Source organism: Nocardia sp. NPDC058518 (assembly GCF_042719655.1).
Taxonomy (GTDB): Bacteria; Actinomycetota; Actinomycetes; order Mycobacteriales; family Mycobacteriaceae; genus Nocardia.
This window is the reverse complement of record NZ_JBHXNJ010000005.1, coordinates 244,748-263,145: the sequence shown is the minus strand read 5'-3', so window position 1 is coordinate 263,145 and position 18,398 is coordinate 244,748. Positions and strand designations below refer to the sequence as shown.

Here is an 18,398-nt window from a genome sequence, read left to right as displayed (position 1 = left end):
CGGAATGGCTTCCCTTCACCATGGATCACCCATGCGATCGCACATCTAAAACGTCGCCTGGACTCTCGGCTACACGGGGTATCGGAAAAATCCTGCGTGACGGTACCGCAAATATCTCATCAATTTCGGCGCAGTGGCAATTTCACAGTTTCACCGCACACACCACTGGGTATAGCCGACTGGCCAGTTTGTTACACAGCTCATACGCAGGTCATACGCAGGGCGAACAACATTCGAGCGGACGCGAGATTTTCACATTCACCCGACACGCCTCCGCGACACCGAACTTCGCATCCGTGACGTTTCGCCCGGCGCATACGAAAGAACCGGAGACCGCGAACGCGGCCTCCGGTTCTCGACGATTGCGCCCGAGGGCGGTTACCAGGCAGTAGCCCTTGCCGGGCGGCGAACCTGCTCCTGCTCCCCCATCGAGGGGTCCTGCACGCGGGTGTTGCCCGCTTCGATCCACTGGGTGTCGGCCACGCCGTGGCGGGAACGGTCGGTGCCGCGCACCGCCGACTCGCAGCGCCGGGCAAGGTCCCGGCGATCCGGGCCGGGCTGTTCGAGCGGCTCGAGCACGATCTCGGCGATCATGCCCTTACTGCGCAGCACCCGCTTCGCGGAATCGGCGAAGGTGTCGGTGCCGACGAAACCCGGTACGGTGCACGGCATTCCGTCGCTGTCCAGGTAGCGCAGACGCACCGGCTGGACTGGGGTGGCGGTATCGACGGCGGCCTGGAACATGGCGGGCCGCATCGAGCCGTAGGCCCGGCCACACCATGTGGTGCCCTCGGGGAAGACCACGATCCGGTTACCGGAGGACAGCCGATCCGCCACCTGCCCGACCACGCCGGGCAGTTCGCGCAGTCGCGCCCGCTCGATCGGGATGACGCGAGTGAGCTTCGCGAGTTTGCCCAGCAGCGGCCATTCGACCATGTCGGCACGGGCGACGAAGCTGACCGGCTGCACCGCGGCCAGCGTCACCACATCCGCCCAGCCGATGTGCCCGGCCACGATCATCACCGCGGTGCCCGTGTCGGCGAAGCCCTCCGCCGAGGCGCCCTGTTCGGGCGAGCGGTTGTCGATGATGCGCAACCGCATCCCGAGGCAACCCAGTGCCGCCCTGGCGTAGCGGCGCTGCACCTGCTCACGCCGCGACTTCGGGGTGGCCATGGTCAGCACCGGGAAGCTGAGCACCAGTCCGGCGATGCCGGCCAGGCGAGCGAACATCCTGGCGGTGCCGACCTCGTCGATCGGCTCGATGCAGCCGGACCCACAGGGGCTCGACGGCATCCACGAATGAGAGTGAGTTGCGAGCGGCGCGTCGAACACCATGGGTTTACTTCCCGTCGAAATTGGCGGCCGCGCTCTGCAGCCGCTCCAGGTACCGGGTGTTGATGGTTTCCATGCCGAGCAGCGCGACGAAGTCGGCGACGGCGAAATCGGGGTCGTGGGCAGGCTCGCCGCAGATCTCGGCGCCGAGGCGCAGGTAGCCGCGCAGCAGCGGCGGCATCTTGGGACGGCTCGGCGGGGTCATCTGATCGAGGGAGAGCCCGTCGACGACGACCGGGTTGTGCGGGTGCACGCGACGCTCCGGGTCGCAGGCGTGGCGGCCGAGGAGCTGGTCGCGCACGCCGCGCACGTTCACCCCGGCCGGATCGGTGGGCGAATCTTGCATCGGCACCGACACGCAGCCCATCACCCAGTCGTAGCCGGTGAGCTGGATGTAGTGCAGGATGCCCGCCCACATGAGGGTGAGCACCGAGCCGTTGCGGTGATCTGGCACCACGCAGGCGCGGCCCATCTCGACGATCCGGTGACCGGTGGGATCGAGCTGGGTCAGATCGAACTCGGTGGCGGTGTAGTAGCCACCCGCCGCGTTGACCTTGTCCGGCGGCAGCATGCGGTAGCAGCCGACGAACTGTTCGGAGAACTCGTCGCGAACCAGCAGGTGGTCGCAGTGCACGTCGAACTTGTCGGCATCGAGGCCGGTGGCGTTCTCGGGCATCTGAAAACCGGGTTCGGAGGCGAACACCTGGTAGCGCAGACGCTGCGCGGCTTCTCGGTGCTCGGCATCAGACGCGACGACCAAGGAGTACCGAGATTTCCCCACCCCGGAGTCCGGCGCCGGGGCGGTCAACACGGACGAAATTGTCATACTGCTGATGAAGCCAGTCCGAGCTGGCATCGGAGCGACGCTCCAGTGTCGTGTCGATGCCCGTTCGGTGAACGAGATGGGAGTCACACCGGACGTTCACCGAGCCGCTGCCAATCGTTCGCCCACCTGCGGGTTTCTAGCCGAACACAAGCGATTTCGGCGCTGAACCCGGTTCGCGATCGTGTATTTCGGGCGTTGCGAGACGCAAGATCGGCCCGCCGATTCCTCGGTGGGCCGATCTGTCGACACGCTCAGGCGGCGGTGCGTTCCTCGCCGGTCGACTCGGCGTCGGCGCGCTGGGCCTTCGCGGCCTGGGTCCGCGGGATCTCGGCGCGGTCGGCGTCGTCGAAGCCGGGCCGCGCCGTCCCGATGAACGCGACCAGCCACCCCGCCACCGCGGCGAAGCGGTTGCGGAAGCCGACCAGGTACATCAGGTGCACGGCCAGCCACATCGCCCAGGCGATGGTGCCCTTGAAGGTGATGCGTTCGTTGAGCTTCACCACCGCGCTGAAGCGGCTGATCACAGCCATGCTGCCCTTGTCCCAATAGACGAACGGCGTGCCCGCGTCCTTCTTGCGACGGATGATGTCGGCGGCGTGGCGGCCCTCCTGCATGGCGACCGGCGACTGGCCGGGGTAGCCGTTGAGCGAGGTCATGTCGCCGATGGCGTAGATGTCGGCGTGGCCGCCGACGGTGAGGTCGGGGTTGATCAGGATCCGGCCCGCGCGGTCGGTCTCGGCGCCGGTGGCCTCGGCCAGCAGGGTCGCGAAACCGCCGACCTGCACGCCCGCCGACCAGACCACGGTCTCGGCGGCGATCCGGCGCTCCATGCCCTCTTTGTCCTTGACCGTCACCTTGCCCTCTTCGATATCGGTGACGAAGGTGCCGAGCAGCACCTCTACGCCGCTGTCGGTGAGCGAGCGCTTCGCGTATTCCGAGAGCCCACCGCCGAAGGGCGGTAGCACCTCACCGGCGCCCTCGACCAGGGTCACCGAAACCTGCTGGTGGAAGTGCCTCTTCGCGAGTTCCTTGATCTGGCCGGCCACCTCGACGCCGGTCGCGCCCGCGCCGACCACCACGAAGCTGAGCAGCTTGTGCCTGGTGACCTCGTCGGCGCCATCGGCCAGGGCGAACACGTGGGCGATCTGATCGCGCAGGCGCTGGGCGTCGTCGATGGTCTTGAGCGAGTAGGTCTTCTCGGCGAAGTCGTCGCGGCCGAAGTAGCTCTGGCTGGCGCCGGTGGCGGCGATCAGCGAGGCGTAGGCGATCTGCCGGGGGCCGTCGGCGGTCTCGTAGGTGAGGACCGCGTTGTCGGCGTCGATTCCGGTGACCTTGCCGAGGCGGACGTCGATCTCGGGGTGGCGGCGCAGTACGTTCTTGATCGGCGGCGCGATCTCCTCGGGCGCGAGCACGCCGGTCGCCACCTGGTAGAGCAGCGGCTGGAACAAGTGTTCGGGCGTGCTCGAGATCAGCACGACACCGACTCGTGACTTGGCCAGTTGCTTGGCTGCGGCCAGGCCACCGAAGCCCGAGCCGACGATGACGACATCTGTGTGTTCCATGATCACTCGCTCCAAGATCGCGTTCCAGATCGGTAATAAGTCCTTTCCTATGAGTAAACGCGATGCGGAACGTAGATGTTTCCACTGCCTGGGCGCATAATAAAGATGACTCTTATCTGTATGACTAATAAATGGGAGGTACCTGGTGGAACTTCGACAGTTGGCCTACTTCGTGGCCGTCTGCGAGGAGCTCAGTTTCAGCCGCGCGGCCAACCGCTGCTTCATCTCCCAATCCGCGATCAGCCATCAGATCGCGAGACTGGAACGTGACCTCGGCGCGCAACTGTTCGAGCGCACCACTCGCGCCGTCGTCCCCACCGACGCGACCCTGCGGCTGCTGCCACTGGCCAAGCAGATGCTGAGTCTGGAGTCGGCGATCCGCGCCGCCGTGCGTACCACCGGACCGCGCATTCGCCTGGCCGCCAATATGTCGTTCGCCGCGCCTGCGCTGTCGGCGATCGCCACCGCCCGGTCCGCGCACCCCGACGCCGAGATCGAGTACGTGATCAAACCGTTCCGGCAGCGGATCACGGCGGTGGCCGACGGTGACTGCGATCTGGCGCTGATCCGCGGCAGCGTCGACCAGCCCGGTCTCGCGGTGGAACAGCTGTGGGTCGAGGACCTGGTGATCGCCATCTCGAGCAGTCATCCGCTGGCCGAACGCGGCGCGGTCACCCTCGCCGATCTGAGCCCCTATCCCCTGCTGCTCCCACCCGAACAGGAACAGGTGTTATTGCACACACTGATCCGCTCGGCCTTCGCCGACCTCCCGACCGGCCCCACCTTCGGCCCGCCGATCCCGCCCGACCACACCGCCACGATGGAGCTGCTCAACCGCCCCGAGTCCTGGACCATCCTCTACGAGGGACCGACCAAGGGCCTGCTCACCCTCGACCTCACCGACCATCGTCTGCGCATCCCGGTGTCGGCCGTCCTGCGCGAGGACGCCCGCGAGAATCCGATCGTGCGGACTCTGCTGGATGCCCTGCACCACTGAAGCCGCGACGCTACGGCTGGCCCGTCATCGCCAGCGGTGCGCGCGCAATGCCTTGCGGTATCGGATCCAGTGCCCGGTCGACGAGGAGGCCGCGCAGCCGACCATCGCCGCCGCGAGGATGAACACCGCGCTCGCCGCCGCGGTCCCGCCGTAGACCCCGCCTATCGCGGAGCCGATGACCGCGAACAGCGCGAAGAGCCCGACGAGCACCGCCGTGATGATCGAGATGACACGACCGGCGGTGCGCGCGCAGAGCAGCAAGATGCCGCCGCTGCCGGTGAAAGCGACGACGACGGTGAGAATCGCGATCGCGATGAACGACCCGGTCGGGTCGTCGCCCTTGCTGATCTCCTCGAGCGTTTCGGTGATGCCGTAGATCAGGAAGGCCAAGATCGAGAGACTGAGCAGCAGCGTCACACCGCCTGCGAAGATCGCGGCGCCCTTGGACGGCTCGGGGCCACCCACCGGCTGATACCACGGACTTCCGACCGCCATCTGCCTGAGCGGATCACTGACCGGCGCACCGTATTCCGCTCGCCCCCAGACCTGCTGCTGCACGTGGCCACCGGAGCCGTGCGCCTGCTGCGCAGGATCGACCCACGCCTGTTGCGGGTGCCCACCGGAGCCGTGCCCCTGTCGTGCGGGATCGGTCCACGGTCGCTGCGCGTGTTCGCCGGATCCCGCCCCTTGGCGCACGGGGTCGGTCCACGGCCTGCGCACGGTGGGCGCGGCGACATGCCTGCCCTCGAGCGCGTCCCGGACCGCATCGGTGAATTCTGTCGCGCTGCCGAACCTCTCGTCGCGGCGCTTGGCCATCGCATGGGCGATGACGCCGTCGAGCGCGGGCGGCAGATCGGTTCGGACCGTGGTGAGTCGCGGCACCGGTTGCGACAGGTGTCCGGCGACCACCTGGCCGGGGTTGGTCGCGGTGTAGGGCGGGTGCCCGGCGTACATGGCGAACAGCGTGCAGGCCAGCGAGTACTGGTCGCTGCGGTGGTCGACGATCTCGCCGGAGAGCTGTTCGGGTGAGGCGTAGGCGAGGGTGGCGGTGAACGTGCCCGTCGCCGTGAGCTGGGTGTTGGCGGTGGCGACCCGCGCGATCCCGAAATCGGTGAGTACCGCACGGATCTCGCGGCCGTGTTCGGGATCGGCGATCAGGATATTGCCCGGCTTCACGTCGCGGTGCAGGACGCCGTGCCGGTTGGCGTAGTCGAGTGCCGATGCCGTCTCGCCGATCAGGCGCGCGGTGATTGCAGGCTCGTGCGCGTGCGAATCCCAAGTCGCGGCGTCGGTTCCGCGGATGACCTGCATCGCGATCCACAGGTACCCGTCGTCGCTGCCGCGGTCGTACACCCCGACGATGCTCGGATGGTCCAGCTGCGCAACGACATCGGCTTCCCGTTCGAACCGCCGCTGCAATTCCTGATCAGCCGTGAACTCCCGGTTCAGCAGCTTGAGCGCGACACTGCGCGGCAGCCGCGGATGCCTGGCGAGGTAGACGGTCCCCATCCCGCCATGTCCCAGCACACCTTCCACCTGGTACCCAGCGAAATCCGCCCCCGCCTGCAGCACAACCACTCCTCACTGTCCCCACTCGCAGATCGCACGCTACTCGTGTCCCCCTCGTTCGACCATAGCCCGCGGCCGGGGACAGCGTCAGGGGCGAACGGGCCGATCCAGCGGTGCGTCGACCAAGGCATGCGCCACGGCGGTATGCAACGTGAGCATGTCGTCGTCCTCGTCGTCGATCGCCCACCCCATCTCGTCCACGGCTCGCACCATGGCCCAGCCACGGGCTCGATCGGGGTCCACACCCAGTTCCGCGGCGGTGGCGGTCACGACAGCGTTCGCGTGTTCTCGCGTCGGATTCGACTGGATCTGGATCATGAGCAGGAAGCCCGCGTCGAAGGCGGCCTCACCGAGGCAGGGTTTGGGGTCGATCAGCAACCATGGTTCACGTTCGGCGGCAACGATATTGCCGAGATGGGTGTCGCGGTTGACGATCAGCAAGGGTCCGTCCGGCTCCGCCAGCGCGCTGCACCAGTGGTCGACACGACTGCGCAGCTGGTCCGAAAGCAGTTCGGCCAATTCCGAATCCGGCTCATCGAGCCGCTCACGAAGTCCGGCGACGATCTCGGTGGCCGAGGGAAACGGCGGAAAGCCCTCGGGCACCGTGGTGAGCGGTCGCCGCAGCCGGCGGTACAGCCCACACGCGAACGCGACCTTCTCCGCGTTCTCCGGTCGCCCCTCTAGACTCGGAAACCCCGGCTGGTTCAGCAATTCCGTACCGGGACGCGCCCATTCGAGCAGCATCGCACCGCTGGCATGGTCGAAGTCGAGCAGCCGGACAGCCCCGTCACCCGCGTAGACGTGCAGCGCGGTGGCCTCGGCAAGGTTCTCCTCGTCCACCATCGGCACCTTCAACACCGCCCACGACCCATCCGCACGTTGCGCGGCCGCCACATAGGCATGAGTGCCGCCCCGAAACGGCGCGGAAAACCCCGACAACCCCCAGCGCGCCGCCAAACCCGCCACCACGCCGGGCAATCCATCGATCCACCGCGCCCCGGCCTGCCCGAACACCTCCCGGACCGTCTCCTCGACCTCGTCCGGCAACACCACAGTTCCCAACGACATCAGCCCAGCCTGCCGACCCCGACCACACAGGTCAAACACCAGGGCAATCGGATGTCGCCGAGCTCGCGGAAGACCGCTAGACAAACCCCTTCTCGACGAGCTCGAACCCGTCCGGACGCACGCGATGTCGCTCGCCCGAGCCGCCTGCCACCCGACACCAGCTTTCGACGATCAGTTCATCGGCGTCGGGAGCGAAGGTGATCGAGAAGCCGCCGTACATCCCGGGGATCGGACACCACATGACCGCCGCTGGGTATTCGAGGAGAGGGCCGACCTGCGGCGTGCGGATGCGATGTTCCCGGCACAGGTCGAGCACGCGACCGTAGATCACCGCTTGCAGTTGGGATTCGAGCTGGGCGACAGTGGTTTCGGAGGTCTCGCGCACCAACTCGGGTACCAACAGCGCCGAGAGATGATCGTTGCCGCGAGCTGCCGCGATATCCGCAGGCGTCTGATCATCGGCAGTCCGGAGTGTGCGCCATGCGCCGAAAGCCAACAGCCGCTTCACCACCGACTCAGGCGCGCCCAACCAGGCCGCCTGATGTAGTGGAGCGAACAGCGAAGAACCCCCTACCCTGACCGCGTTGACACGGTTGTCACCCGCGACCAGGCCGAAGACCGCCTCCCAATCACCGACCTTCGCCGCATCGGCCAGCCTGTCGCGGAGATCCAACCCGTTCTCGTTGTGGGACTTACGGTTGTTCAGTCCCAGCCACATCAACTGCACGGCGTCAGTCTAGTGAGCAGGCTCCTGCACCGCGATGCCGTTACGTGCACCTCGCCGACAGCGCTGCGCACATCAGAGGGTCCATGCAGACCAGCGGATCTCGATCGTCGGCACAAACACCAACGGCCCGCGAAACCGGTCTGCGCTGGCGCAGGAACAGGTTTCGCGGGCCGAGATCAACTCAACCGGGTGGCGATCAGCCCTTGTGGGACTTCACGGCTTCGGTCAGCTGCGGGGAGACGTTGAACAGGTCGCCCACGATGCCGTAGTCGGCGATCTCGAAGATGGGTGCTTCTTCGTCCTTGTTGACAGCGACGATCGTCTTCGAGGTCTGCATGCCGGCGCGGTGCTGGATGGCGCCGGAGATGCCGAGGGCGATGTAGAGCTGGGGGGAGACGGTCTTGCCGGTCTGACCCACCTGGAACTGGCCCGGGTAGTAGCCCGAGTCGACGGCGGCGCGCGAGGCGCCGACAGCGGCACCCAGCGAGTCGGCCAGCGCCTCGACGACCGAGAAGTTGTCGGCGGAACCGACACCGCGGCCACCGGAGACGACAATGCTCGCCTCGGTGAGTTCGGGGCGGTCGCCACCGACGATCGGGTCACGCGAGACGACCTTCACGACGCCGTCTTCCTGCGCCGGAACCTCGACGACGACCTGCTCGCCCGCACCGGCCTGCGGAGCGGCCTCGATGGCACCCGGACGGATCGAGATCACCGGCAGGTCGCCGGTGGCCTTGGCCTCGACGGTGAACGCGCCACCGAAGATGGAGTGCACGACCGAACCGTCGGCGTTGACGCCGATGACGTCGACGAGCAGACCGGAGCCGATGCGCGCGGCAAGGCGGCCCGACACCTCCTTGCCCTCGGCGGTGGCGGCGACCAGCACGGCGGCCGGTGCGGCGGACTCGGCCAGACCGGCGAGCACGTCGACCTTCGGGGTGACCAGGAAGCCTTCGATGTCGTCGGACTCGGCGACATAGATCTTCTCGGCGCCACCGGCGGCCAGCGCGGCGGCCAGCTTGTCGGCGGTACCGGCCGGGCCGGTGACGACGGCGGCAGGCTCGCCCAGCGTGCGGGCGGCGGTGAGCAGTTCGGTGCTGACCTTCTTCACGGCACCGTCGGCGTGCTCGATGAGCACAAGTACTTCAGCCATTAGTTCTTTCTCCTTGGAAGTCTCGGACGGCGCCGGATCAGATGATCTTCTGACCGATGAGGTAGGACGCGATCTGGTTGCCGCCCTCGCCCTCGTCCGCGATCTTCTCGCCCGCGGTGCGAGCCGGCTTCGGGGTGGCACCGGTGACCTGGGTGCCCGCGTTGGCGACACCGACGGTCTCCGGGTCGACGCCCAGATCAGCCAGGGTGAAGACCAGAACTTCCTTCTTCTTCGCGGCCATGATGCCCTTGAAGGAGGGGAAGCGAGGCTCGTTGATCTTCTCGGTGACCGAGACGATCGCAGGCAGGGACGCCTCGAGCTTGAAGACACCTTCGTCGGTCTCCCGCTCGCCGGTGATCTTGTCGCCGTCGACGGTGAGCTTGCGCAGGTGCGTCAGCTGCGGGATGCCGATGTACTCCGCGATGATCGCGGGCACGGCACCTGCGCGGCCGTCGGTGGCCTCGTTACCGGCGATGACCAGCTCGACACCCTCGACCTGGCCGAGCGCGGCGGCCAGCACGTAGGCGGTCTGCACGGCGTCGGAGCCGTGGATCGCCGGGTCGTTGATGTGGATGGCCTTGTCGGCGCCCATGGACAGCGCCTTGCGGATGGCCTCGTTGGCGCGGTCGGGACCGGCGGCCAGCACGGTGACCTCGCCGCCCTGGGCCTCCTTGATCAGCAGCGCTTCCTCGACGGCGCGCTCGTTGATCTCGTCGAGGACCGCGTCGGCAGCCTCGCGATCGAGGGTGTAGTCACCATCGGTCAGCTTGCGCTCGGACCAGGTGTCGGGGACCTGCTTGATGAGTACGACGATGTTCGGCATCGGTCTTCGTCGACCTCCTTCTGGGGACACGTGTGTGGTGGGGCCGCACGAGCTCAGCCGTACGTCCGTGTGAGATATCTAGCTCAGATCGGAACACTACCCTACGCTAAGTTACTCGTGGGTAACCTACCTGCGCAAGAGGTCCCTGACTCCTGCGTGAACCGGCGGTACCAGTAACCTCGGAGCAATGAGCGAGGCTGTGATCCCTGCCGCACCCGTGGCCGCAACACATGAACCACTGCCGTTGACCGGCGAGCGGACGGTGCCCGGCATCGCCGAGGAGAACTACTGGTTCCGCCGGCACGAGATCGCCTATGCCCGCCTGCTCGACCGATGCACCGACAAGATCGTGCTGGAGGCGGGTTCGGGCGAAGGCTACGGCGCCGACATGATCGCGGGCGTCGCCCGGCGTGTCACCGGTGTGGACTACGACGACGGCGCCGTCGCGCATGTGCGCGCGCGCTACCCCCGCGTGGAGATGATCCAGGGCAACCTCGCCGCCCTGCCCCTCGATGACGAATCCGTCGACGTCGTGGTGAACTTCCAGGTCATCGAACACCTCTGGGACCAGGCACAATTCCTGCGCGAATGCCTGCGCGTGCTCCGCCCCGGCGGGGTGCTGCTGATCAGCACGCCGAACCGGATCACCTTCTCCCCCGGTCGCGATACCCCCCTCAATCCGTTCCACACCCGCGAGCTCAACGCGGCCGAGCTGACCGAACTGCTCGTCGATGCCGGGTTCACCGTCGCCGAGATGCTCGGCGTGCACCACGGCGCGAACCTGAAAGCGTTGGACGCCAAGCACGGTGGATCGTTCATCGACGCCCAGATCGAGCGCGCGCTGGCCGGTGAGCCGTGGCCCGCCGACCTCACCGCCGACGTCGCCGCCGTCACCATCGACGATTTCGACCTGCGCGAAGGCGATATCGACGCGAGCCTGGACCTGGTCGCGATCGCCGAAAAGGCACCACGTTGACCGATTCCCGCTCCGCCGTGCCGGGCCAGTTCACGCTGGTCCTGCACTCCCACTTGCCGTGGCTCGCCCATCACGGGCGCTGGCCGGTCGGCGAGGAATGGCTCTACCAGTCCTGGGCCGCGTCGTACCTGCCGCTGGTTCGGGCACTGAAAAATCTTGCCGCCGAAGGACGTTCGCACCTGCTGAGCCTCGGCATCACGCCCGTGCTCGCCGCGCAGCTCGACGATCCGCACTGCCTCGCGGGCATGCATCACTGGCTGGGCAACTGGCAGTTGCGCGCCGACGAGGCGTCGATGTCGGGAAATGTGGCGCTGGGCCGTCACGAACATCGGCTCGCCGCAACAGCTCTGGCCGATTTCGAACAGAACTGGCAGCACGGCGGTTCGCCGGTATGGCGTTCGCTGATCGACGCCGATGCGATCGAACTGCTCGGCGGACCGCTGGCGCACCCGTTCCAGCCGCTGCTCGACCCACGCCTGCGCCAGTTCCAGCTCACCGAAGGCCTGGCCGACGCGGGACTGCGCTGGGGCACCACGCCGACGGGCATCTGGGCACCCGAATGCGGCTACACCCCCGGCATGGAACGGGGTTACGACGCCGCGGGCATCACCCACTTCATGGTCGACGGTCCGTCACTGCGCGGTGACACCTCGCTCGGCAGGCCGGTGCGCGATTCCGAGGTTGTCGCCTTCGGGCGCGACCTGGCCGTGAGTTACCGGGTCTGGTCGCCGAAACAGGGCTACCCCGGCCAGAGCGCCTACCGTGATTTCCACCACTACGACCACGCGACCGGGCTCAAACCCTCACGTGTCACCGGCAAAACCGTCGACGGTCCTGACAAGGCCCCTTACGATCCGGAATTGGCGGCCGAGGCGGTCACCCGCGACGTCGCCGACTTCGTCGAAACGGTCCGCACCCGGCTGATCGAGGAGTCCGCGCGAATCGGCAGGCCCGCCCTCGTGGTGGCCGCGTTCGACACCGAACTGTTCGGGCACTGGTGGCACGAAGGGCCGCAGTGGCTGGAGCAGGTCCTGCGTGCGCTGCCCGAAGCGGGCGTGAACGTCGGCACCCTCGCTGACGCCCGCGAAAACGGCTTCGTCGGAGAACCCGTGCAGCTCAACGACTCCTCGTGGGGTTCGGGCAAGGACTGGCGGGTGTGGGCGGGCGACCAGGTCGCCGACCTCGTCGAGCTCAACGCCGACATCGTTCGCCTGGCGCTGGACACCCTCGACAAGGTGCGCCGCGACGGATCCCTGCGCGATCCGGTCGCCGATCAGTTGCTGCGTGAGGCGATTCTCACGGTGTCCAGCGACTGGGCGTTCATGGTCAGCAAGGACTCCGCCGCCGGGTACGCCCGCGACCGGGCCCACGAACACGCGCACGCCGTCCGCGAGCTCGCCGAGGCGATCGGCGCCGGACAGTTCGCCAAAGCGACCCGTCTCGCGGCAGGATGGGCGATGGCCGACGGATTCTTCCCTGGTCTGGACGCGCGGCGGTTGCCGACCGCTGTCCCGTCGGCCGCCGCTGAAGGATCCGCATGAAGATTTTGATGGTGTCGTGGGAGTACCCGCCGGTCGTGGTCGGTGGGCTCGGTCGGCATGTGCATCACCTGGCCGTCGAGCTGGCCGCGGCCGGTCACGAGGTCGTCGTCCTGGCACGCCGGCCCACGGGCACCGATTCGGTCACCCATCCCACGCACTCCTACATCGCCGACGGCGTGCTCGTCGTCGCGGTGGCCGAGGACCCGCCGTGCTTCGACTTCGGCGAGGACATGCTCGCCTGGACCCTTGCCATGGGGCACGCGATGGTCCGTGCCGGGGTGGCACTGGGCAAGCCTGGCGTCGGAGAGGGCTGGACGCCCGATGTGGTGCACGCGCACGACTGGCTCGTCGCGCACCCGTCGATCGCGCTCGCGGAATATTACGACGTGCCGCTGGTCTCGACGATCCACGCCACCGAGGCCGGGCGGCACAGTGGCTGGGTGTCGGGCCGGGTCAACAAGCAGGTCCACTCGGTCGAGTGGTGGCTGACCAACGAATCCGATCAGCTCATCACCTGCTCGACGTCCATGCAGGACGAAGTCGAACGACTCTACGGTCCGGAGCTGGCCCCGATCACGGTGATCCGCAACGGTATCGACGTCGGCTCGTGGACCTTCCGTCCGCGCGCACCTCGCTCGGGCCCGCCTCGACTGCTCTATGTCGGCCGACTCGAGTACGAGAAGGGCGTGCAGGACGCGATCGCCGCGCTGCCCCGCATCCGCCGCGCCCACCCCGGCACCACCCTCACCGTCGCCGGCGTGGGCACCCAGTTCGAGTGGCTGCGTGAGCGCGCCCGCGTGCACCGCGTCGCCCGCGCCGTCCACTTCGTCGGCAGCCTCGGCCACGAGGAACTCCTCGGCTGGCTGCACGGCGCCGACGCCATCGTCCTGCCCAGCCGCTACGAACCCTTCGGCATCGTCGCCCTAGAGGCCGCCGCCGCGGGCGTCCCCCTGATCGCCTCCACCGCGGGCGGCCTCGGCGAAGCCGTCATCGACGGCGTCACCGGCGCCTCCTTCGCCCCCGCCGACATCGACGGCCTGGTAGACGCCACCCGAGCCGTCCTCGACGACCCGTCCACCGCCCAGGCCCGCGCCCGCACAGCCCGGGAACGCCTCACCGCCGACTTCGCCTGGGACGTGGTAGCCGCCGAAACCGCCCAGGTCTACACCGCCGCCAAACGCCGGGTCCGCACCTCCCTCGGCCGCCCCGACATCGTGGAAAGACCACTGCCGGAACGGGATCCGAAGTAGAGCCGATCCCGATGAACGCCCGGTGGACTGTCGAACCCGCCGAACCGCACACGCCGGAGGCCGCCGCACTCCTCCGGCTCTATTTGGCCGAAATGATCAGTCGCTACTACGGGCGTCCAACCGATGAAGCCGAGATCGACCGGCACCTTGCCGACGGCCACGACAGCGATGATCTGGCCCCGCCCACCGGGCTGCTACTGATCGCCCGCCGACACGGCAAGGCCGTCGGCTGTATCGGTGTGCGCCGCCTCGACGCGGAAACGGTCGAACTGACTCGTATGTTCGTCCGCTCCGATACGCGCGGCGCGGGCGGAGCTGCCGCATTGCTTCGCTCGGCCGAAGCCGCCGCCCGCGAGACCCACGCCCGCGGGATCCGGCTCACTACGCGCAAGGATCTCGTGGAGGCACGGACCCTCTACGCGAAACACGGCTACACCGCGATCCCGCCGTATGGCGACGACCCGCTGGCCGACCACTGGTTCGAGAAGAGGCTGGACGACCGTGGAAAGACAACTGCCGGAACGGGATCCGAAGTAGATCTCTTTACCATTCGGCGGACCACTCAAACGTGATCCGTGTAACAGAGTAGTTCCCACCGCCGACACCCCTCGGCACCGTCACGCAATCGCGGTGTGCGGCAAGGGGGTCAGCGAGCGGGTCGGCTGCATCAGCCTTGCGACTGAATGCCGACTTCGAAGGGTGAACCGCCACTGTGTCGTCTCCGCTGCTGTCCAAGGGCCAGAACATTCCGCTTCCCGAGGATGTCGACCGTGTCGACATCGTGATCGGCTGGCCGGAACCCGACATCGAGGTCGACGCTTCCGCGCTACTACTCGGCGCGGACCGGCGCGTCGGATCCGATGCCGATTTCGTCTTCTACAACCAGACCGAATCGCCCGATGGCTCAGTGTGTTTCCTTGGAACGAGCGCCACCGAGGAAGGTAAGCAGGCCAGGATCTCGATCGATCTGTCGGCGGTTCCCGCGCAAGTGCACACCATCGCGCTGGCGGGCAGCGTGAGCCAGGGCACTTTCGGGGCGCTGGGCAAACTCGCGTTCCACGTCATCGATCCCGCCGGGCACTCACTGGCCGAGTATCTCACCGCCGACGCGGACACGGAGTCGGCGTTCGTCTTCGGCGAGGTATATCGACGCGACGGCAACTGGAAGGTGCGAGCTGTCGGACAGGGCTGGGAGTCCGGATTGTCCGGGCTGGCAACCGATTTCGGAGTCACTGTCGAGGACGCCGAACCGGCGACCGTAGAGCCGGAAGTCGTTGCACCCGAGGCGCCGACGGTACCGGCGCCGTCGCGCGGAGTAGCGACCACCAGGCGCGCAGTGCGTAAAACCAAGCCGATCGAATTCAGACAGGCCGAATCGGATACCTGGCAACCCGCTCGCTTGTTCTCGGTCATCGGGGTGGGTGCGGGCGAGGAACAGGAACGGCGCACCACCTCAGCGCTCATCGCTACCATGCAGGCCGTCCGTCCTTTTGCCCGCGCCATCTGCGCCCGGATGGGCGCGCCCGCAGGGGCTTTCGAGGGCTACCTCGAGGTGCAGTACGAATCGGGCGATACCAAAGTCATCCCGGATGCGGTGTTGAAGGTGAGTCGCGGCGCCAAGCAGTGGACCGGTCTGCTGGAGGTGAAAACGGGCAACGGCAAGCTCCGGCGGGACCAGTTGGAGAGCTACCTCGACGTCGCGCGGCGAAAGAAGTACGACGCCGTCGTCAGCCTGTCCAACGACATACCCGCCGGGCCGGGCGAGCTGCCCGTCCAAGTGGACCGTCGCAAGCTGACGAAGGTCGCCCTGCGCCATCTGTCGTGGGCCGAAGTGGCCCACGAGGCGCGCATGCTCACCACGCACGGCGGTATCGATGACGCACTGCAAGCGTGGATTCTCGCCGAGTTCCTGCGCTTTCTCGACCATCCCCGTTCGGGCGCAGCCGAGTTCGTCGACATGGGCAGGCACTGGGTCACCGTCCGTGACGCCGTCACCCAGGGAACACTGCGGGCCGGCGATGCGAAGGCGCTGACGGTCGCCGACACGTGGGTGTCGCTGTGCAGGCATCTCGCGCTACGGCTCACCGCCGAACTCGGTGTCGAGGTCAAGCATGTCCTCGCCCGCAAGTTCCAGTCGGATCCGGCTGTCCGCGCCGCCTCCGTCGCCGAACGGCTGGCAACGGACGGTCTGTTCGAGGCCGTCCTGCGCATCCCCGAAACCGCGGGCGATCTCACCGTCATCGCTGATGTGCGGACGAACAAGGTCCGTTGCCGCACCACCATCGCCGCACCTGACGAGGGCACCCAGGCCCGCCGCGTGTCCTGGCTGACCAAACAGCTCACCGAGGCGCCCGGCCGCGTCCAGGTCGAAGCCGTCTTCGCCGAACGCGGCAACGAAACGTGCGAATTCCTCGACACCGTCCGCACCACACCCAAGTCGCTCATCGACGGCCGCACCAGCCCGATCGTCTCGTTCACCCTCGAACAGACCTTCCCCATGGCCAGCAAACGGTCCGGCACCGCAGCCGGCTTCATCGCCGGCGTCACCACGGCCACCGACGCCTTCTATGGCGCGGTGATGCAGCCTCTGCGTGAGTGGGTACCCGCGGCCCCGAAGCAGGCAGATGTCGCTCCGGAGCCGGTCGAGTAGTCCGATGACCGCTCAGCGGATTGCAGGATTCCGGGCAGTTCACCCGTGATGGGCGAGGTGGGAGCGACGGTTCGGATCTAGGGTCGCGGGGTCTGGACAATTGCCTTCGATTCGAGGAGAGCCGATGCCTCTGCAGCCGATATCCGATCTGCCCGCCGCGACCATCGGGTTCCGGGCCAGTGGGACGGTGACCGCCGACGACTACGCGAATGTGCTCGATCCGGCGATCAGGAAGGCCGTCGAGCACGAGGAACCGATCAATATGGTCTATGTGCTCGGCGAGGAATTCGACGGGTATTCGTTGGGTGCGATGGCGAAGGATCTGGAGTTGGTGAAGGTGCCGCGGGACATGTGGGGGCGGATCGCGTTGGTCACCGATCACCGGGTGTTGGGCGAGGCTGTGCATCTGCTGGGGTTTCTGATTCCGGCGCAGGTGCGGGTGTTTCCGGTGGACGACGAGGGTGATGCCCTCGCCTGGGTTCGGTGAATCGAACAGCGGTCAGGCTGACCGAGCCTTGCCGACGATCGATTCGGCTACTTCGCCTCCGAAGCCGGTGAGATGCCGCCGCCGTGGTAGCGGGTGGCGGCGTTCCAGAGGAAGAAGCTGTCTATGCCCGCGTCTCGGGTGGCGTCGATCTGGGCCTGGAGTTCGGCGTCGCCGTAGGTTATGCCGAGGCTGAAGTCCTGGAGCCACGGGACCACTTTCGCGCCGGTGCCCGCCGTGGCCGTTTGGAAGTCTCGTAGTGAGCGGAAGACGATGTCGTAGGGCTGGGCGTTGGGGTGTGCGACGCCGTACTCGCCGGGGCCCCAATGCGACGGGTAGATCATGGGCGCGACGAAGTCGACGCTGCGTGACATCAGCGGGATGTCCTGGGCGATCTCGTCGGGGCGGGTGGACGCGATTCCGTAGACCGCGGCGCTCAGGTGTGCGCCTGCGAGGTGCACCGGGTAGCGGCTCTGGGCGAGGAAGTCCGCGACCGCGGTGGCGGGGGTGCCGGTGAGTCCGGCGAAATTCATGCTGGTCAGGCTGCCGTCCGGGCGGCGGACGTAGTCGTACATGATGCCGTCGAAACCGAGCTGCGCGGCTTCCACCGCGAGGTCGATGTTGTAGCGGCGAACATCGGGGTGCGCGACATTGGTGAACGCGATCGGCCCGTAGTGGCTGGAATAGGGCTGGCCGGACGGGTTCTGGACGACCCAGTCGGGCCTGCCGTTGTGCCAGGCCCACGCGGCCACGGTCGGATCACGGAACGCGACGATGCGGCCGACCACCTGCAAGCCCATGTCGTGCAGTTGCCGCAGGGCCGCCGGTGCGTCGTAAATCGAAGCGACGGCACCGGATTCACGGGCGAGAGACACCTGGGAGTCGTAGCCGACGACGCCGTCCTCGTCCTTGATATCGAGCTGCACGGTGTCGATGCGACCTTCGCGAGCGAGGTCGAGAACGGCTTCGCGCAAGCCATCGTGCGACCATGCGTGCGCGGTGACGTGCACGGCCCGCATCCTCGGCAGCGCGAGCGTCGTGACGGCGACGCTGCTGCTCTGATTGCCCGCGGCGTCCACCGCGACGACCTCGACAGCGGGCGCCCACGGCACCGAGATCTCGAAGGCACCGTCCGGGGTCGGGGTCACCGCCTCCTCGCCGATGGACACCCGGACCGCGTCGACAGCGTTACCGCGCACCACCACCGGCTCGCGATACGAACGGGTGGGGTCGGCCGGTGTCAGCTGAAGGGTCGGCGGCACGGTGTCCGCCGAGGGCAGCTCGCCGGATCTACTCAGCGCGAATCCGGCCACCAGCGAGACGACCAGCGCCGCGAGGGCGACACCGATAAGGGGGGTCGTCCATCGCCGTCGATCGGCCGATCGGAGTTGCAATCCCAACGTCAACACCGCCTTCCAAAACCATTGACACGCCAACTAT

General features: G+C 67.4%; 16 protein-coding genes. 7 read left to right on the top strand and 9 right to left on the bottom strand.

What is annotated here, in order from left to right; translation table 11 throughout:
• Positions 1 to 378: 378 nt before the first annotated feature.
• From ACFWPX_RS12060 to ACFWPX_RS12050, 3 genes are all read right to left on the bottom strand, one after another.
• Positions 379 to 1,293: a lysophospholipid acyltransferase family protein gene (locus tag ACFWPX_RS12060; protein ID WP_378912586.1), complete on the bottom strand. Its 915-nt coding sequence runs from the start codon at positions 1,291 to 1,293 to the stop codon at positions 379 to 381.
• 46 nt (positions 1,294 to 1,339) lie between these two features.
• Positions 1,340 to 2,158, bottom strand: a complete 819-nt coding sequence (locus ACFWPX_RS12055; RefSeq protein ID WP_378927450.1) for a GNAT family N-acetyltransferase — start codon at positions 2,156 to 2,158, stop codon at positions 1,340 to 1,342.
• Between the two features lie 251 nt (positions 2,159 to 2,409).
• On the bottom strand, positions 2,410 to 3,720 hold the full coding sequence (locus tag ACFWPX_RS12050) for an NAD(P)/FAD-dependent oxidoreductase (RefSeq protein ID WP_378927449.1): 1,311 nt from the start codon (positions 3,718 to 3,720) through the stop codon (positions 2,410 to 2,412).
• Between the two features lie 145 nt (positions 3,721 to 3,865).
• Here ACFWPX_RS12050 and ACFWPX_RS12045 point away from each other — a divergent pair, with 145 nt between their 5' ends.
• Positions 3,866 to 4,717 carry a LysR family transcriptional regulator gene (locus ACFWPX_RS12045; RefSeq protein WP_378912590.1) on the top strand — a complete coding sequence of 284 codons (852 nt, stop codon included), beginning with the start codon at positions 3,866 to 3,868 and terminating at the stop codon, positions 4,715 to 4,717.
• 24 nt (positions 4,718 to 4,741) lie between these two features.
• Here ACFWPX_RS12045 and ACFWPX_RS12040 read toward each other — a convergent pair whose 3' ends face one another.
• From ACFWPX_RS12040 to ACFWPX_RS12020, 5 genes are all read right to left on the bottom strand, one after another.
• Positions 4,742 to 6,289 (bottom strand): serine/threonine-protein kinase, encoded by a 1,548-nt coding sequence (locus ACFWPX_RS12040; RefSeq protein WP_378927448.1) that lies wholly within the window; start codon positions 6,287 to 6,289, stop codon positions 4,742 to 4,744.
• Positions 6,290 to 6,373: 84 nt separating this feature from the next.
• On the bottom strand, positions 6,374 to 7,354 hold the full coding sequence (locus ACFWPX_RS12035) for an aminoglycoside phosphotransferase family protein (RefSeq protein WP_378927447.1): 981 nt from the start codon (positions 7,352 to 7,354) through the stop codon (positions 6,374 to 6,376).
• Positions 7,355 to 7,430: 76 nt separating this feature from the next.
• Entirely contained in the window at positions 7,431 to 8,081 is a 651-nt protein-coding gene (locus ACFWPX_RS12030; RefSeq protein ID WP_378927446.1) for a hypothetical protein, read from the bottom strand.
• A gap of 196 nt (positions 8,082 to 8,277) precedes the next feature.
• On the bottom strand, positions 8,278 to 9,234 hold the full coding sequence (locus tag ACFWPX_RS12025; RefSeq protein WP_378927445.1) for an electron transfer flavoprotein subunit alpha/FixB family protein: 957 nt from the start codon (positions 9,232 to 9,234) through the stop codon (positions 8,278 to 8,280).
• Positions 9,235 to 9,271: 37 nt separating this feature from the next.
• A complete protein-coding gene (locus ACFWPX_RS12020) occupies positions 9,272 to 10,057 on the bottom strand; it encodes an electron transfer flavoprotein subunit beta/FixA family protein (RefSeq protein WP_067449214.1) in 786 nt (261 codons plus the stop codon).
• 187 nt (positions 10,058 to 10,244) lie between these two features.
• Between ACFWPX_RS12020 and ACFWPX_RS12015 the strand changes: the two genes are divergently transcribed.
• The 6 genes from ACFWPX_RS12015 to ACFWPX_RS11990 all read left to right on the top strand — a co-directional run bounded on the left by ACFWPX_RS12015 (position 10,245) and on the right by ACFWPX_RS11990 (position 16,961).
• A complete protein-coding gene (locus tag ACFWPX_RS12015; RefSeq protein WP_378927444.1) occupies positions 10,245 to 11,033 on the top strand; it encodes a class I SAM-dependent methyltransferase in 789 nt (262 codons plus the stop codon).
• On the top strand, positions 11,030 to 12,574 hold the full coding sequence (locus ACFWPX_RS12010; RefSeq protein WP_378927443.1) for a 1,4-alpha-glucan branching protein domain-containing protein: 1,545 nt from the start codon (positions 11,030 to 11,032) through the stop codon (positions 12,572 to 12,574). Before ACFWPX_RS12015 ends, ACFWPX_RS12010 begins: the two co-directional genes overlap by 4 nt.
• Positions 12,571 to 13,824, top strand: coding sequence for a glycosyltransferase family 4 protein (locus ACFWPX_RS12005; RefSeq protein ID WP_378927442.1), 1,254 nt, complete (start codon positions 12,571 to 12,573; stop codon positions 13,822 to 13,824). Before ACFWPX_RS12010 ends, ACFWPX_RS12005 begins: the two co-directional genes overlap by 4 nt.
• A gap of 11 nt (positions 13,825 to 13,835) precedes the next feature.
• Positions 13,836 to 14,396 carry a GNAT family N-acetyltransferase gene (locus tag ACFWPX_RS12000; protein WP_378927441.1) on the top strand — a complete coding sequence of 187 codons (561 nt, stop codon included), beginning with the start codon at positions 13,836 to 13,838 and terminating at the stop codon, positions 14,394 to 14,396.
• A 140-nt stretch (positions 14,397 to 14,536) separates the two neighbouring features.
• Positions 14,537 to 16,474 carry a TerD family protein gene (locus ACFWPX_RS11995; RefSeq protein ID WP_378927440.1) on the top strand — a complete coding sequence of 646 codons (1,938 nt, stop codon included), beginning with the start codon at positions 14,537 to 14,539 and terminating at the stop codon, positions 16,472 to 16,474.
• 124 nt (positions 16,475 to 16,598) lie between these two features.
• Positions 16,599 to 16,961 carry an STAS/SEC14 domain-containing protein gene (locus ACFWPX_RS11990; RefSeq protein WP_378912599.1) on the top strand — a complete coding sequence of 121 codons (363 nt, stop codon included), beginning with the start codon at positions 16,599 to 16,601 and terminating at the stop codon, positions 16,959 to 16,961.
• Between the two features lie 47 nt (positions 16,962 to 17,008).
• On the opposite strand, the gene ACFWPX_RS11985 is transcribed toward ACFWPX_RS11990, so the two are convergent.
• Positions 17,009 to 18,358, bottom strand: coding sequence for a putative glycoside hydrolase (locus ACFWPX_RS11985; protein ID WP_378927439.1), 1,350 nt, complete (start codon positions 18,356 to 18,358; stop codon positions 17,009 to 17,011).
• Positions 18,359 to 18,398 lie beyond the last annotated feature (40 nt).